The organism is Sphingobacterium puteale, from assembly GCF_003627955.1.
Lineage (GTDB): Bacteria > Bacteroidota > Bacteroidia > Sphingobacteriales > Sphingobacteriaceae > Sphingobacterium > Sphingobacterium puteale.
In genome coordinates, this window is sequence record NZ_RBWS01000015.1 from 130,269 (window position 1) to 146,961 (window position 16,693).

The 16,693-nt window shown below is 42.4% G+C and carries 13 protein-coding genes; 4 read left to right on the forward strand and 9 right to left on the reverse strand.

Annotated features, from left to right (window positions below):
- Positions 1-301: 301 nt before the first annotated feature.
- Positions 302-1,651 (reverse strand): sensor histidine kinase, encoded by a 1,350-nt coding sequence (locus tag D7322_RS19260; protein ID WP_121125868.1) that lies wholly within the window; start codon positions 1,649-1,651, stop codon positions 302-304.
- Between the two features lie 180 nt (positions 1,652-1,831).
- Between D7322_RS19260 and D7322_RS19265 the strand changes: the two genes are divergently transcribed.
- Entirely contained in the window at positions 1,832-5,002 is a 3,171-nt protein-coding gene (locus tag D7322_RS19265) for an AsmA family protein (RefSeq protein ID WP_121125869.1), read from the forward strand.
- An 80-nt stretch (positions 5,003-5,082) separates the two neighbouring features.
- Positions 5,083-5,616, forward strand: a complete 534-nt coding sequence (locus tag D7322_RS19270; RefSeq protein ID WP_121125870.1) for a hypothetical protein — start codon at positions 5,083-5,085, stop codon at positions 5,614-5,616.
- A gap of 23 nt (positions 5,617-5,639) precedes the next feature.
- On the opposite strand, the gene D7322_RS19275 is transcribed toward D7322_RS19270, so the two are convergent.
- The gene (locus D7322_RS19275; RefSeq protein WP_121125871.1) at positions 5,640-6,056 is read right to left on the reverse strand and encodes an NUDIX hydrolase; all 417 of its coding nucleotides are present in this window, start codon (positions 6,054-6,056) and stop codon (positions 5,640-5,642) included.
- Positions 6,057-6,263: 207 nt separating this feature from the next.
- Complete coding sequence (locus tag D7322_RS19280; RefSeq protein WP_121125872.1) at positions 6,264-7,430, reverse strand: aspartate aminotransferase family protein; 1,167 nt, start codon at positions 7,428-7,430, stop codon at positions 6,264-6,266.
- Positions 7,431-7,650: 220 nt separating this feature from the next.
- On the opposite strand from D7322_RS19280, the gene pdxR reads away from it, so the two are divergent.
- Both pdxR and D7322_RS19290 read left to right on the forward strand, forming a co-directional pair.
- Positions 7,651-9,090 carry a MocR-like pyridoxine biosynthesis transcription factor PdxR gene (gene pdxR, locus D7322_RS19285; RefSeq protein WP_121125873.1) on the forward strand — a complete coding sequence of 480 codons (1,440 nt, stop codon included), beginning with the start codon at positions 7,651-7,653 and terminating at the stop codon, positions 9,088-9,090.
- 307 nt (positions 9,091-9,397) lie between these two features.
- The gene (locus D7322_RS19290; RefSeq protein ID WP_121125874.1) at positions 9,398-10,396 is read left to right on the forward strand and encodes a beta-ketoacyl-ACP synthase III; all 999 of its coding nucleotides are present in this window, start codon (positions 9,398-9,400) and stop codon (positions 10,394-10,396) included.
- Between the two features lie 331 nt (positions 10,397-10,727).
- Here the strand turns inward: D7322_RS19290 and D7322_RS19295 are convergent, their stop codons facing one another.
- The 6 genes from D7322_RS19295 to D7322_RS19320 all read right to left on the reverse strand — a co-directional run bounded on the left by D7322_RS19295 (position 10,728) and on the right by D7322_RS19320 (position 16,603).
- Positions 10,728-12,962, reverse strand: a complete 2,235-nt coding sequence (locus D7322_RS19295) for a multicopper oxidase family protein (RefSeq protein ID WP_245971385.1) — start codon at positions 12,960-12,962, stop codon at positions 10,728-10,730.
- Between the two features lie 106 nt (positions 12,963-13,068).
- Entirely contained in the window at positions 13,069-13,344 is a 276-nt protein-coding gene (locus D7322_RS19300) for a hypothetical protein (protein WP_220700122.1), read from the reverse strand.
- 190 nt (positions 13,345-13,534) lie between these two features.
- Positions 13,535-13,966, reverse strand: a complete 432-nt coding sequence (locus tag D7322_RS19305; protein WP_121125876.1) for a hypothetical protein — start codon at positions 13,964-13,966, stop codon at positions 13,535-13,537.
- An 8-nt stretch (positions 13,967-13,974) separates the two neighbouring features.
- Positions 13,975-14,871 carry a DUF3347 domain-containing protein gene (locus D7322_RS19310; RefSeq protein WP_121125877.1) on the reverse strand — a complete coding sequence of 299 codons (897 nt, stop codon included), beginning with the start codon at positions 14,869-14,871 and terminating at the stop codon, positions 13,975-13,977.
- A 277-nt stretch (positions 14,872-15,148) separates the two neighbouring features.
- Entirely contained in the window at positions 15,149-15,637 is a 489-nt protein-coding gene (locus D7322_RS19315; protein WP_121125878.1) for a hypothetical protein, read from the reverse strand.
- Between the two features lie 159 nt (positions 15,638-15,796).
- Positions 15,797-16,603: an alpha/beta hydrolase gene (locus tag D7322_RS19320; protein WP_121125879.1), complete on the reverse strand. Its 807-nt coding sequence runs from the start codon at positions 16,601-16,603 to the stop codon at positions 15,797-15,799.
- Positions 16,604-16,693: the final 90 nt, after the last annotated feature.

A 16,693-nucleotide genomic window follows, 5' to 3' on the forward strand; every position in this document is an offset into this window, starting at 1 on the left:
TTATTTCTGAGTGCTGTTTTTCAATAGCATCCATGCATTTGTTGCACCCGCTTTGTTTTTCAATGGCATTGAAGCGATCAGCTGCGCAGGATAGTTCTCTTATCACGCGCTATTGAGCTGAAGATCATTTCATCCGAATAAGATTAGGTTAATCTTGCAATTAAATTCCTAGATCAGGAGCCAAATTTGTTAAAAATATTGTACAGAATCACTTCAAAAGGGACGAGCACGTATTTCATACGTATGAACACGCGCTTCAAAACTACGAACACGTATCCAGCAGAACTATTCCTGTACTAATCTAACGATCCAGTAGGGGTAAATTGACAAAAAAACAGCCCTTTTCTTTTCCATAACCAAAGCCATCCAGTGTATAATGGGAATACATAGACGCTAGGTAATTAAGTCCATATCCCTCCCCTTCCGTTGCAGTTCCTTGCCGCGGCTGCCAATTGTTGCTTACTTGGATGATATTGACCTCCGATAGATAAACAATATAGATCTGAAGTGGATTTTCCGTTGAAATACGTGTATGCTTAATCGCGTTTTCCACCAGCATCTGCAAGGCCAGACGTGGTAGCCGCGCACCCATCACATCCATTGGAATGGAAATTTCCATATCTTTCAACGCAGTTCCAAAACGCACCTGCTGCAAAAAGAAATAAGCTTTTGCCAGTTCCAGCTCTTCCTGTACCGAAGACCAGTCCGACTCGTCCGTACGCAGCATTTTTCGATAGACCTTGGTCATTTTACCGACAAATGACTTGGCCAGATCATTGTCCTTCCCGATCAGATATTGGAGCGAGCCAAAGGTATTGAACAAAAAATGTGGATTGATCTGCTGCTGCAGTTGAACCAGACGCATCTGCGTATATTCATTTTCCTGTTGCAGCGCCATTAATTTGAGCTGCTGAGTCTTGCGGCGCTCCAGTACATTAAAATAGATAAGCGCTATGGCTACGAGCATCAGGCCTACGCCAAGTAATATACTATAGGTCATGACCCCCTGAACTTCCTCCTCAATGGTCAACAGCAGGGTACTTACCCGAATTTCACCCCCCACAAAAATAATGGAACAGGGATAGGAGGTAACCATCACATCCAGCTTTAGGTAATCCGATTTGACGATCTTCCCCTGAGTAATAATATCCCCGTCCTTCGGAAGCCCCCATTTTCGGTTTTCAGGTGAAACGATGCAGATCCCTTTATCGCTAAATATTTCAAAATAAGCCCTTCTGCCAAAATAGCGATTGGCGAAATAAGCATTTAATTTTTCAATATCGACATAGATATGGTATAAGCGATGCTGTATCGTACGCGTTTTGAGCAGTATCCACATCCTATTGTCGACACGGTCCAACTCGCTTGCAGGAATGAGAATAAGTAAGGAATCACGACCGATATCCCCTGACGGCACGGTTTCAATCAACCTTTTCTCAGACGTGTATAACTCCTGCTGTAACAATTCCAGTTGCTTATTCAGCAGCAGCATATTTTCATCGGCAAAATCTACCAATATTCTTTTATTCAGTCGATCTATTTTATGATGAATCATACCGAGCAGTCCCCCACCTATCAACAGCAACAAAAGCAAACAGAAAATGAGGATGGTACCGCTTTTCTGTTCAGCATTTTTAAATCGAAATTTCACGCTGCAAAAATACGGGAAAAATCCCGAGCATTACAAAACCAGCTGATAAGAAAGGACTTTTGCCGATCCGTTTGTCATTGAATCACGACATATTTTAGGTAAAAAGCCAAAAATAAATCTATCAATAAGCGAACTTTAGCAATAAATTTCGGAATTTTGTAGCCACAAAAAAACAACACTGTGTCAAAAGCAACATTTCTAAAACTTGCCAAACGAATCTCTATCGGTCTCGCAAGTTTAATAACACTATTAGTTCTTTGTATATTATCTATTCCCTATATCTTCGAAAAGGAAGTAAACGACAAAGTCAAGTCGTTGGCAAACGAACATATCAATGGGGATCTCAATTATACAAAGGTCAGATTGACCTTCTTTGATCAATTCCCACTATTGACAGCGTCAATGGATGACGTGTTGCTAAAGGGCGCTGAGCCATTCAAAAAAGACACCCTGCTTGCAGCCAAACAGGTAAGCTTTGGGATTGACCTCCTGAGCCTGCTCAAATCAAAAATCATTATTGACAAGTTTATCGTCAACCAAGGAAAGATCAATATTTTGGTTGATTCCTCAGGTAATGCAAACTATAATATCTACAAGTCTACACCAACGGATTCCACCAAGACAAAAGATAATTCCGAGAGCAGCGCACTGGCTTTTCAGCTGATCAGATTTGAAAAGACTAATCTACATTACGAAGATCAATCTATCCCATTATGGATTGACGCAAAAAATCTGGACTACGAGGGTAAAGGTGATCTGATGTCGAATATCTTTGATTTGAATACCAGAGCCAAGATTGCCGCTTTTTCTTTTTCCTTTGACAATGAACTCTATGTCGACAAAAAATCCATTGACGCCACCTTATTAACCCGTATCAACACCGATAATCTATCCTTTGTATTTGAACGAAATGATATCAAGATTAACCGGCTACCAGTAAGATTCCGGGGATTATTATCCTTTATCTCACACGGTTATCATCTTGATTTCAAGTTAAAATCCCAGGAGAGTACCCTGAGTGAATTGCTGTCACTGGTTCCAAATAGTTACGCCTCATGGATAAAGGATCTATCCGTAAAGGGTACATCCGAAGTATTTGTAAATTTAATCGGTGATTATATTGTTGACAATAATGAGATGCCCGATTTATCCCTGGGACTGACCATCAATAACGGATATATGGCTTATAAACAATCCAATAATCCATTGACAGACTGGAATGCAAAATTAAAGATTGATCTTCCGGCACTAAATCCCGACTCGCTCCGGATTGACCTCAGACAATTTGACTTTAAAGTCGCATCAGGTTACTTCAATGCAAAAGGACAGATCGTGGGGCTCCATCCGGTCACTGTACATGCCGACATGAAAAGCGATCTCGACCTAGGTATCCTCTATTCTTCCCTACAATTTCCCGGATTCTCCTTGGGCGGGCGATGGAATCTTGACGCAAAAATCGACGGAACCTATGCCCGTGCAACACGCAGAGTTGGTCTCCAGAAACGCGAGCAAGAATATATCGCTTCCATACCGACATTTGATATTAAAAACACCCTAACGGATGGACATTTCAAATTGGCCGATCTCCCTAAAGGACTTGAAAAGATCGCATATCGCTTAGAAGCAAAAGATCCGGACGGCCAAATGAAAAGCGCATCCATTTCTATTCACGATATCTCAGTTCAGGCGCTCAATAACTATATTAAAGGTTATGTTTCAATAACAGATTTCAACAAAATTGTGGTACAGTCCGATCTTAAGGCCCTATTCAATTTGGCCGATATCAAAAGCTTCTATCCGGTCAAAGATATCGAACTGGCAGGCCTGATCGATGTCAACCTCAATGCAAAAGGGTATGTCGATCTCAAACGGAATATTTTTCCGGAAACCAATACCTCCATTGTGATGAAAAACGGCTTTATCAAATCCAAGGAATACCCTATTCCAATGGAAAATATACATGTTGAAGCTTTTGTAAATAGCAAAAAAGGATCATTACGTGATTTAAGTGTAAAAATACTACCTGTCTCATTCACATTTGCCGGAGAACCTTTTTTCCTGCATGCAGATCTGCGCAATTTCAATAACATCAACTATAATATTCAATCCAAAGGAAAACTCAACCTTGGTCCCATCTATAAGTTTTTCGCCTTGGACGGAACCAATGTCGATGGTTTTATCCACACAGATTTTAGCCTCAAGGGACTCCAGAGCGATGCAACCAGTGGCCGCTATGCCAGACTCAATAATCGTGGACGCATCAATATCGGCCAGATCCAGGTACAGACAGACCTACTCTCTCAGCCTATAGCGATCAAAAGCGGTGACTTTAGTTTTCATCAGGAGAAAATGAACTTTGATAGATTCCTGGTCAACTATGGTAGAAATTCGATCTCCATAAAAGGTTACATGAATAATATCATCAATTATCTGACAAATAGCAACGCCGCTTTACAAGGACAGTTCACACTCAATAGTAAAAAAATCACTGTGGATGACTTCATGGTTTTTGCAGATACTCCTTCAGCAGCGTCCTCTTCTTCGGAGACTGGTGTGGTCCTTTTGCCTAAAAATCTTGATGTTCAAGTACTGGGCTTAGTCAACAATGTTTCTTACAACAACATGAACATCAAAGATTTTAAGGGGGATCTACAGATCAAAGAAGGCAAACTGACGCTCAACAACACTACTTTTGAACTGGCAGGATTAAAAGCAGCTATGAATGGAAATTATAGACCAATAAATCCCCGTAGAGCCTCATTCGACTACGCCGTAAAAGCGGACAGCTTTGATATCCAACGTGCGTATAAAGAAATTCCAATGTTCAGAGAGATGGTGACTGCTGCCAAAAATGCCCATGGCCTTGTATCGCTGGATTATAAATTAGGAGGGTTACTGAACGGTAATATGCAGCCTGTCATGCCTTCCATTGTCGGTGAAGGTACCCTGACATTGAACCAGATTAAATTCAGAGGTTTCAAATTACTGAATGGCATCAGCGAATCTACCTCAAAAGAAAAATTGAAAGACGGCGAAGTGAAAAAAGTCGTCATCAAATCGCATATCAAAAACAATGTCATGACCATTGAACGTACCAAAATGAAGATGATGGGATTCAGACCACGATTTGAAGGTCAAGTTACATTAGATGGACGGATGAATCTTGGGTTCAGACTCGGACTGCCTCCATTTGGAATCTTCGGAATCCCAATGCGCATCACGGGTACCGCTGATAATTTTCAACTCAAAATGGGAAAATATAGAGAGGAGGATCTCGACATGGACATGGACGATGAGGACAGCAAAATCTATAAAGAATCCCAAAAAGAAAATACCACGGCGGAAAAATAGATAGTAAAATCTAGATCCCATTATTTAAGAATATAGTGGGATTTATTATCTTTATTACTGCATTTAAACACATTGAAACTATGCGATATCTAACAAGCGTATTATTTGCGGTATTGGCCATCTGTAGCTGGTCAAGTTTTAGCGCCGTTCAAGATCAAAAAAATCCATTGTATGGAAAGATATTTCGGGAAATAAATGAAATCCCCGGATTGGGCAGTTACGGCCATGCTTCCGGAGCAGTAATAGATGCGGGTAAAAGTGCCAGTGGAGACTATCGCTTTGCCGCCGGATATTATACCAACGATAAAAACGGCATCTGTATTTTAAACGAATTGCTTGACGACAAGGAGAATGGAAAGGGGCAGGTAAAATATAAAATACTGGACACGATCAATATCCGTAAACTGAAATCCAACGAACAGCTTAGTCTCTGTAATTGCAGGTTAGGCAAAAAAGTAGACAGTGAAATTGTTGCCATTAGCGTTGTGGAAGAAAACAAAGAATACTTTGATCAGATTGTCGAAGCCTGGCGATTGAATACCAGGACCGGAAAAATTAGTCCGATAAAGCATACTAAAACAATCAATTGTACCAATGAAGGCTATGGCATCTAATAAGGCTGCCCGAGGCATTTCGCCTAGATCAGGCCATCAGCTTTCAATTTGTCAAAGACATATAATACACCGATGACCTGAATAGGTTCACGTAAATAATCTTCATGGGAGAAGTACTTCACTTCTCCTATTTCATTACTAGGCTGTATCGTTTCTGTGAGCGGATATAGAAAGCAGTCTTGTTCCATGATCACTTCGGGTACCATACCATACGCAGGGGCCGTGATGTGACAGTAGTATGAAATCTTTTTGGGATCAAGGTCGATGTTCAGTTCCTCTGAAATCTCCCGGCGAAGGGATTGCAGGGAATCTTCCCCTGCATCAATTTTTCCACCGGGAAGATACCAGGCTTTTTTATTGTTGCTATAAGCAAGTAATATTTTATGATCCGCTATACTAATCAATCCAGCTGTTGGTAAACCTTGTACAATTGTAGACATTCGTTTCCTTGTATATTCTAATTTAAAGTATCGTTCTGTATTAAAGTATCCTGTCGTGAAGTTACTTTTTTAACGGCATTTTTCCAAGTACAACTCTATCACCTCATCGAGGCAAGCTATGCCGCTGCACCCTGATTTATCAATAAAATTCCGCAGAGAACGGCGAAACACAATTCTCCAATTAATTAATGCTTGTGATAAGTTTAATTAATGCATCTGATACGAACGATTTTTGGAATAGTGATCATTTTTCAGAAGCAATCTTTTCAAGCTCCTAAGAAAAATCTGCGCATGTTCCATTGTAAAACATAGCGGTGGCAAAAGCCGCAAAGTATAAGCACCGGCATATCCCGTAAAGATTTTCTCGCCAAACAGCAGTTCATGACGCAGCTGCCGTATATCAGTGTCAAACTCCACACCGATCATTAATCCCTTTCCCCGCACCTCGGCAATGCCCGTCATGTCCTGTAATTCTTCCATTAAAAATGTACCAACCTTTGCCGCATTGTCCATCAGCTTTTCATCCCGAACAACTTCCAATACAGCAATTGCTGCCGCACAGGCCAGATGATTGCCTCCAAAGGTTGTTCCCAGTTGCCCCATTATGGGTGTGATGTCAGGAGAGATCAGTGTTGCGGCCATCGGGAGGCCATTGGCAATTCCTTTCGCCACAGTAATCAGATCCCCTTTTACTCCGGCATGCTGATGTGCAAAAAATTTCCCCGTACGGCCATATCCGGACTGGATCTCATCGAGAATAAGCATCGTTCCCGTCGCTGTACAGATCTGCCTGATTTCTCGTAAAAACGCTGCGGAAGCAACATGGATTCCGCCGACTCCTTGAATCGGTTCTATAATCAGGGAGCAGTATTCCTCCGTTTCCAGCTGTTTTCTCAAACTGGACGGGTCATTGAAAGGTGTAAAAAAATAATGACGATTATCGTTTACCGCAGCTCGGATACTAATTATATCGGTAGCGGATACAGCTCCCGAAGTGCGTCCGTGAAAAGCATTGGATAGGGATAAAACCTTTTTTCGTCCCGTAACAAAAGAAGATAGCTTCAAGGCATTTTCGTTTGCCTCCGCACCGGAATTAGAGAAAAACACCCCATAGTCTACATACCCACTGATCAGTCCCAATTGATCTGCCAGTTTATTTTGCAGATCATTGTATATCGTATTCGAATAGAAACCGATCTTATTGAGCTGTCGCAAGGTGCTTTCTACAATATGCGGATGGGTATGCCCTACAGCAATAACAGCATGTCCACCATACATATCCAAGTAAGCCTGTCCCGACTGGTCGTACACAAAGCAGCCAGCAGCACGGTCAATCTGTATGGCCAATTTTTCAAATACCGAAAATGGTTTCATCAAATGATCAAGATTTGGTTTACCCCAAAAATCAGATTAAATCTCCCCTTAGAGGTGGTCCAGTATCAATTTAAAGTCAATAGTCCAGTCTCGGATAGCGAATGCAAGCTACTCATCACAAGTCGAATGCATGAACAACAAATGCGCTCGGATCACTGTAAGAGGTTTCAATCTTGCAGAACAATTGTATCTTTGGGTGAATTACCCGATATAATTGATCATGCTCAGACCCTGGAATTTGACAATGGAGATTGACCGATCTTCCCCAAAGGCGATTTACTTACAGCTAGCAGATAGTATTGCTGCGGATATACAGTCGGGCAGATTAACCCGCGGAACAGCGCTGCCCAGCAGCAGGGCACTCGCGGCACAATTAAAACTAAACCGCAATACGGTTGTTGAAGCGTTCCAGCAGCTTCTGAGTGAAGGCTGGGTAGTGAGTGAGCAACGCCGTGGAATTTTCGTTGCCCAGCAGCTTCCACAATTAATTGCCACAACCGAATACACAGCGCACAGCATCACTGAACCACAGGCCTCAGTACCACTGCGTATTATCTTTGATGATGGTAATCCGGATAGTAAAATCGCACCCATAGATCAGCTTGGACGTGCCTATCGGCAGATTTTTAAACGGAGTGCCCGATGGAAAATGATGGGGTATGCTGATCCGAGAGGACATATTGATTTCAGGCAGGCGATCGCGGATATGCTCAATCAGGAGCGTAATATGAATATTACGCTGGACAACCTATGCATCAGCCGTGGTAGCCAAATGGCTATGTACCTCGTTGCTCAATGCCTATTGAAAAAGGACGATTTTATCTTCGTTGAATCTCCTGGTTATCATTCAGCCTGGAAGATTTTTGAGCATACTGGCGCACAACTCATAGAAATCCCTGTCGACCAGGATGGAATTCTTGTTGAGGAAATGATCCCCCATCTCAAAGAAAACAAAAATATTAAGGCAGCATACCTTACACCACATCGGCAGTACCCGACTACGGCTACATTAAGTCAGGCACGTAGATCCGAGCTGATTCAACTGTCCAATCGGTATGGATTTACGCTTATCGAGGATGATTATGACTACGAATTTCACTTCGACCATACGCCATGTTACCCGCTGGCTGCTGATACCGAACTACAAAGCTCGATCTACATCGGGACATTGAGCAAAGTGGTCGCCCCCGCACTTCGCATAGGTTATCTGGTCAGCAAAGATGAACATCTTTTGCAGGCTATCGCGCAACTGCGCTATATGGTCGATATACAGGGAGATAATATCATGGAGCAGGCAGTTCTGGAACTTATCCAGGATGGTACCGTTAGAAGACACATCCGCAAAGCCACCAACTATTACAGGAACAAGCGCGACTTTATGGTCAAACAGCTGGACCTGCATCTATCGGAGCATATCAGTTATCAACCTCCTCGAGGCGGATTGGCTGTCTGGCTTGAATTCAGACATCAGGTAAACTGGACATTATTGTTCAAAAAGCTGAAAGAAAAATCAATTCATATCCCCCACCCCGACAATTACCATAAAGACAATTGCTATGGAGGCTTGCGCCTAGGGTATGGTTCACTTTCCGAAGAACAGATCGAAGATGGAATCCAGATCTTAGCCGATCTCCTCCAGCTTGCCCGAATTTCGACATAAAATGCTCTCAATGTATCAAAAACAGATAGACCGTTTCCTTATTCTGAAAAGAACAAAAAGATTAATATTTCGGCAAACACGAAACAAACAACATATAATTTCGCTCCATTAAGACCAATTAAAAGAATAGTATAGACTAAAGGTTAAAAACGGTTAATTTTGCCACAAAACGTAATTATTTTGTCAAAAACCTATCTTTTCCGCTTTTAATTGTACAAATTAACCGTAGTTTTACGGCGCAAAATTACACCCTGTCTAATTTGTTAGATCTGGCTGTATAAAAAGAGAGAAAAGAGTACATTATTTTATGACTGAAAGAATACCGAGCAGGCCGTATGCAGCAATAACTGGGGTTGGAGGATATATTCCACCAAACAGAAGATCCAATACCGATTTAGAGCAGTTTTGCGAGACCTCCGATGAATGGATTATCAAACGTACGGGAATTAAGGAGCGAAGGATATTGGATGAAAATCTTGCCACATCGGACATGGCGGTCAAAGCCATTCAGGATTTAGCAAAGCAATACAATAAAGACCTTCGGGATGTCGATGCGCTTATTGTCGCAACTTCAACACCAGATATGCCTATGCCAGCTACGGCAAATATTATTCTCGAAAAATTGGGATTGTCCAACGTATGGGCTTTTGATGTCAATGCAGCTTGTTCAGGTTTTCTCTATGCACTGGATATGGCGTCGTCACTTGTGGAGACACAACGTTACAAAAATATTCTTGTTGTCGGCGCAGATAACATCAGTACCTATGTCGATCTAAAAGATCGTTCCACCAATATTCTTTTCGGCGATGGCGCTGGAGTTATATGGCTCGAACCTTCACTTGAAGGGGGCGTCATGGATGCCTACTTGCGTAGCAATGGCGCTGGACGTGAGTTTTTGAAAATCGAGGCCGGTGGTTCACTCTACCCGATTGACAGTAATCTTCCTGTAAACGACAACCGCTTTCTCAAGCAAGACGGCAAAACAGTTTTCAAACATGCTGTTCAGTCCATGAGTGATGCTTGTAATACCGTTTTACAGCGTAATAACTTACAAATTGAGGATATAAACTGGTTGATTCCACATCAAGCCAACCAACGTATCATCGATGCCGTTGGCCGCAGTCTTAATATCCCTGAAGATAGAGCACTTAGTAATATCGAATATCTAGGTAATACCATAGCAGCGACAATCCCTTTGTGTATCTGGCAGAATATTAAAAAACTGAATACTGGAGACTTAGTGATGCTGACTGCTTTCGGAGCAGGCTTTTCCTGGGGAGCGAGCATCTTTAAGTGGATGATCTAACAATCAAAACAGCGTCGGTCAAAAGTCCCTGAGCAATATAAAAAGCGCCAGAAATCGTTAAATTTCTAGCGCTTTCTTTTGTACTTTCCATTATGGAAAACATCTGCTTAAAAACGTTGGACTTCCGGAGAAACAAGAGGTCTAAAAATTCATCTCAATAAGTATATTAACAGGGAGCTAATAGGAACATTGTCCGTGCTCCATACGGACCTCATTCGGATGAAAGCATATAAAAGTCCGAATAATTTCACAATCAGACCTATGTTATTGAAGGAGATAATCCCCGCTTGCCCCTTTATTAGCCTGTAAAAGAGAAAAATAAAATCGTTCGTTAATAATTCAACGATAGTCCTACACCAAATCCCATATCGCTGTCATAATGCGTTCTGAAAGCCATATTTTTTGTAATGACATAATTCAGCCCTGCCATATATTCAAGGTCCGAGTTGACCATAAAATCACCACGTATTCTACGGGATATCGGGATATCCTCACGCATCATTTGCAATCGGACAATACCGTCATGATATACTTCGGCCTGAAAATTTACCAGCATCGGCAGTGTATACATAAAACCTAGACTCACCGCCTTGCGGCTATCTTTTTTATTGGCCTGACCAAAGATGTTTTTTTCATGTTCGTCTTCACCCATCCGACGGTAGCGGTAATCAAAGCCTACAAAAGGCATAAACCACTGCATCTTTCCGAAAAATCGTCCCAAGTGTGTCTCCACCTCATAACCATGCATATCGTTGTAACCCAATCGCCATTCCGATCCCAGTTGCCAGCGCGCATTCTGGAACATCGCCTGGCCATCATTTCCGTTGGTCGCAAAATCATTCTGCGCCATAAAATGCGTCATATTGCTTTCATGTTGCAGCTCCTTATATGCTTTGGCTTTATCGGGTAGATATGGATTTTTATAGTCATCCACAGCAAATACCCGGTTCATTCCGGCCATCATATGGTATAAGATATGGCAATGAAAAAACCAATCACCTTCTTCATTTGCCAAAAATTCTATGGTATCTGTTTCCATTGGCATGATATCGACCACATTTTTCAGCGGAGCCTTTGTCCCTTTACCATTTAGCAGTCTAAAGTCAAAGCCATGCAAGTGGATCGGGTGGCGCATCATCGAGTTGTTGTAGATGGTAATCCGTAACACCTCCCCTTTTTTCACCGGGATCTTATCCGTTTCCGAAAGGATCTTGTTATCCATGCTCCACACATAGCGGTTCATGTTTCCCGTAAGCGTAAACTTAAGGTTCCGCACGGGAGCATTCTTCGGCAATTCGGTCTCATGGGGAGATTCCAGCATCGCATAATTCAATGTGACGATATCACCCAGTGCATTCGCATTGTAACGGTTTGGATCCTCATCGGCCTTCATCTTCCCATGATCCATACCTCTATGCTTGCTGTGATCTTCCTTTTTCTTTCCATCTCCGGTAATTTCAGAATACATGACCACATTCATATCCATCTGATTCAGGCTCATATTCATGCCCATATCATTCAGATTACCATCCATCTTCATCATGTCATTCATCATCTTCATTCCCTCAAAATATTTGAGACGAGGGAGTGGTGAAATCAATTGCTTGATGCCATTACCAACAAAATAACTTGCCGATTGGGTCCGATCCTCCGTTGTCGCCATAAATTCGTAGGCTGTTCCCGCATTCGGGATCGTCACCACGACATCATAGGTCTCCGATACGGCGATCATTAGCCTATCCACCTCCACAGGTACCACATCATTCCCATCATTAGCGACCACGGTAATTTTTCCACCGGCGTAGCGCAACCAAAAATAGGATGAAGCGCCACCATTGGAAATCCGTAAACGCACTTTATCTCCCGCCTTCAATACTTTGCCGTCCACTTCCTTTAGATCCGTGGAATGGGCACCATTCAACAGAATCTTGTCGTAGTACACATCACTGACATCCATGGCGAGCTGACGCTTCCACTCATTGGTGATTTTCGTTCCAAATTTCCCCTCTTTGATCGCCTCCGCGTAAGATTGTGTCGCCCCTTTTTTAATGGCTGCCCAGTCATTTCCCGTATGCAGCATCCGCTGAATATTATCCGGATTATAATTTGTCCACTCGCTTATGATGACCGGAATAGTAGGTAAGTCATCTATCCCTTTGCGAAAAGTCTTGTCATCGCCCCGTTTGTTCAGAATAAGACTACCGTACATACCGATCTGTTCCTGCAAACCCGAGTGCGAATGATACCAGTGTGTTCCATGCTGGATGATCGGGAAACGATAGGTATAGGTTGAATTAGGCTTGATAGGTTCCTGTGTCAGATGCGGTACGCCGTCCTCTTTGTTCGGCAGAAAGATACCGTGCCAGTGTAGGGAAGTACTCTCTTTCAGTTCATTATGAACCACAATTTCCGCGGTGTCTCCCTCGGTAAATGTCAAGGTTGGCATAGGGATCTGTCCATTTACGGCAATGGCACGTTTTGCTTTGCCTGCATAGTTCACAATGGTGTCCCGAACATACAGTTCGTGACGTACCACCTTCTGTGCTAACACAGCAGTCTGTATCATCAATAGTAAAACAATTATTAATATATTTCTCTTATTACTCATTTTCATGCAATTACTTAATTAAAACTCCATTACTTTTAGGTCCCGCACCATACTGATAGACCAGCTATGCGCCATGGTGCCCCGTGATACATACTGCAACTGACAAACTTATCAACAAAATTACGATCAAACAGTTTGCCCAGATGACAGAACTCCACCTTAGTGACATGAACCGAACAGCTGTGGTAATTCCCGCCATCCAGAAGGTAAGCCAGGCATAACGCTGGTGAATATCAAACACAGCAAAGGCTTCTCCATCGGCATCTCCCGAAATATGGGATGCTGTCTGGATTGCTGCAAAAGCCCCTATTGTTCCCAAAAGCAATAGGACAAAAGTCACTATATTTAACTCCCGTCGGTATCGGTTATAGCTTACAGCCACCACCTGACTGAGCAAAGCTAAAAGCAGCAGTACAAATCTTCCTTCGCCGTATGTGCGGCCTGCGTATGATTCGGTTTTGAGTTGTTGCAGGCAGCAAGTGTCATTGCTGCAACTACAATCCGTATGATTCTTTTCATTTTAAATCTATTTATTGATTTAAATTTTCAACATACTTCCGATAATTATCTTCGTTCTCAAAGTAAGAAACCTCACCTTGATCACCAGTTATCGCAATTGCGGCACTGGCCTTATCTACCTCTTTCCCGGACAGAGGATCAATAGCAACACGAACAGCGGCTTCGTTAGGGATTCGTTCCTTACACATGTCACAGCAACCATAATAAACCCTACCCTCATGTTTAACCATCAGCTGTTTCTTGGCCATAAAAGCATCGTTGACCATGCACACCTCTTCAGTAGGCACAAGATCTCCCTTTTTGTATTGTTTCGTAGCAGCTGCCAACTGCATTATTGTATCCTTTTCGGACTCCATAAGTATCGCCTTCGATTTGCTTTGTGGATTGGTGCATGCCGTCAATAAGAAGACAAACACCGCTATAATAGCAACTAAATATTTCATTGGGTCTGCTATTTGTTAAGCGTTTCAACTGTACTTCCACAAGTGATCATCTGCGATCCGTAGAAGGGGTTTTTAACCGCTTTTTCCTTACTCAACCAGTTTGCACCTTTGCCGTCATTAAACATCGGACAATGTTGATAGTAGACAGGACTCCCGAAAGAACTCACTTTGGCCAATTCATAGAGCTTCAGGGAAAGCGAGGCAAATGCCACACGTTGTTTGGTCACATCTTTGCTCTTAGTAATGGCAGCGGCGTCAGTAGTCAGGTTGTCCATCACTTTCATCCATACGGTATGTTCGGCGGGAGCAAGCTTATTCATATTCACGGCTTTGATCGCCTCCTGCAATAGGGCAGCTTTATTTGCTGCCGCCGATGCATCTGTTTTGACCAGCGCATCTTTTAAAGCGAAGTATTGATTGAGCAGATTGGTCAACTGTGTGTCTTTTCCCTTACCCGCGTCCGTTTCCGCCGCTGCTTGATGGGCTGAATGATCGGCTGCCGGCATGCTCCGTTGTCCGTCCTGCGAAATGACTTTCATAGGCTGGCTTTCTGCCTTTGGCTTCAAGGTTCTGGCGTATTGATCGGCTTTAGGCAACTGTGCATAAACATCATCCGGAGCCAGAAATTTCTCATTATCAAATCCCGCCAGGGCAATCCGTTTTAAGATTTCATCTGCATTTGTTTTTGACGCATCATAGGTAATGGTCGCCATATTCGTTTCCCGGTCCCACTCCACCTGGGCAGACTTTCCAGACTTACCTTCTCCCTCAATGACCGCTTTCGCCGCCGGCGTATTTCCAAACACCTTTACGGTCGCTGTTTTCGCATTTTTGATCTGTGCATGTATTGTAACATTGGTCAGTAATACCAGGCTTACCATACCAATTAGTGAAATTGATTTCATAGTTAAATTATATATTTTGCGCTTGTTACGCTTGATTTGTCTTTAAACATCGTTTCCAATCCCTGCATATTTGATCTGTGTTTGTACTTTTCAAATAGGGATATTTCACGATAAATAAAATTTGATTAAATAAATACCAATGAAAACTGCTCTTCAAAGCAATTGAGCTGCTGACTGGCATCGGATAATGTCAGCCAATGGGAATTTTCATTGAATAACTAAAAGAGATTTTGAATGTAGAAAACGATTCAAAAGGAATAGCATGGGCTATTGTCGATTAGGCTATTTTGGGTGGTTGCCAGATCGAAAAATAAGCATCCGAACAAAAAGATTGCTTATACAGGGTATATAGTTTTAATTGATCCGTATCAAAAAGTAAGATCAGTTCCGCTTCATAAAAAGGAATAATGGGATTACACTGCGTGGAGGTTCGGCAAGACTTTTCGCCGCAATGTTTACTGCAGTCATCACCGTGATCTTGTGTTGTTTGTGAATCCTCGCTTTTATCCTTACAGCAATCCTTTCCTTCGATATCTTTTATATCGCGGCTATTCTGCGCATGATGTAAATCTTGACCTTTGTCAGTAGCTTTTATACCTTCACCCTTATCGGCCGCATTTACATATGGTTCTTTTTCCGAGCAACAGGACTTTTTGTCCTCCTGCTTGGTTTTTTCAGGACTCAGATGGCAGGCAAACACCGGGCTCGGAGCTAAAAACAGCCCCAATATACAGATGACCAACAGGATGTTGACTTTTACCCACATAACGGATTAAAATTTATCTTTTTTCAGCTACCCGATTACAAATGTCAGGTTAAATCTTCTATTACGGAATAAAGGTCGCAATTTTTTTCCAAATCGCTGTTGTACTATTTTTTATTTTATTTATAAGATTTCATTTCCGGTCTCCGAAATGACACCTATCTATTTCTCCTGTTCCTTGATCCATTTAAGCATCAGTAGGCAGCCGGGCTTATATACGCCACCGTGGTCAAAGCCCTGCAATTGATACAAAGACGTTTTGGTATGCCCAACCTGTTTTAGTATCGCTGCGAGATGCGCATTCTCTTCGTATCTAGCTGGAAGTTCCAATTGTGGATCACCGGTAATCAATACAGTAGCAGGTGCGTCCTTGCGTGCAAAGGATATCGGCGCATATTGATCCATCTGCGGGATTGCCATCGACTGTCCGCGTTCCTTTTTGATCGTATAATGTGTATTGGTCTGACCACTGATCGGTATCAGCCCCTTTATTTTATTTGCGCTGACCCCCAGTTTTTGCAGGTAACTGCTATCAAGTCCCACCATTAGCGCCAGATATCCTCCCGCAGAATGTCCCGAAACATAAATCTTCGCCGGATCACCCCCATAAGATGCAATATGTGAAAAGGCCCAGGCTACAGCTTCAGCAGCATCGTCAATATAATCCGGGGCTTTCACTTTGGGGCTCAGTCTATAATTGACCGCAACCACCGCCAGCCCTTTCTCCTTAAGTTCCAAAGGAATAAATTTATTCCCTTCTTCCAGTCCTCCGCCATGAAACCACACAATCGTGGAAAAGTTCTTTCGATCGGTCGGGACATAGAGATCGAGCTTGCAACGTTCTTTTTTATACCCGTCGGTATCAGTAATTTTACAATAGCTAATATTTTCTATGGTACGGTATTTTTGCGCAAAAATTTGGTTCGATGAAATGAGTAAAAAGAATACAATAAGAAATTTTGAAGACATATTAAATGGGTTTAAGGATTCATATCCATAAAGTTAGCAAAAACCTTTCAGATCCCTCTCTCCTCTGCACAGATTGTTTGTCCTGCCATA

Coding starts and splice junctions, on each gene's coding strand:
- D7322_RS19290 (WP_121125874.1), top strand. CDS start 9,398: ATGACTGAAAGAATACCGAGCAGGCCGTATGCAGCAATAACTGGGGTT.
- D7322_RS19315 (WP_121125878.1), bottom strand. CDS start 15,637: ATGTGGGTAAAAGTCAACATCCTGTTGGTCATCTGTATATTGGGGCTG.
- D7322_RS19270 (WP_121125870.1), top strand. CDS start 5,083: ATGCGATATCTAACAAGCGTATTATTTGCGGTATTGGCCATCTGTAGC.
- D7322_RS19275 (WP_121125871.1), bottom strand. CDS start 6,056: ATGTCTACAATTGTACAAGGTTTACCAACAGCTGGATTGATTAGTATA.
- D7322_RS19295 (WP_245971385.1), bottom strand. CDS start 12,962: ATGATACAGACTGCTGTGTTAGCACAGAAGGTGGTACGTCACGAACTG.
- D7322_RS19280 (WP_121125872.1), bottom strand. CDS start 7,430: ATGAAACCATTTTCGGTATTTGAAAAATTGGCCATACAGATTGACCGT.
- D7322_RS19305 (WP_121125876.1), bottom strand. CDS start 13,966: ATGAAATATTTAGTTGCTATTATAGCGGTGTTTGTCTTCTTATTGACG.
- D7322_RS19320 (WP_121125879.1), bottom strand. CDS start 16,603: ATGTCTTCAAAATTTCTTATTGTATTCTTTTTACTCATTTCATCGAAC.
- pdxR (WP_121125873.1), top strand. CDS start 7,651: ATGCTCAGACCCTGGAATTTGACAATGGAGATTGACCGATCTTCCCCA.
- D7322_RS19310 (WP_121125877.1), bottom strand. CDS start 14,871: ATGAAATCAATTTCACTAATTGGTATGGTAAGCCTGGTATTACTGACC.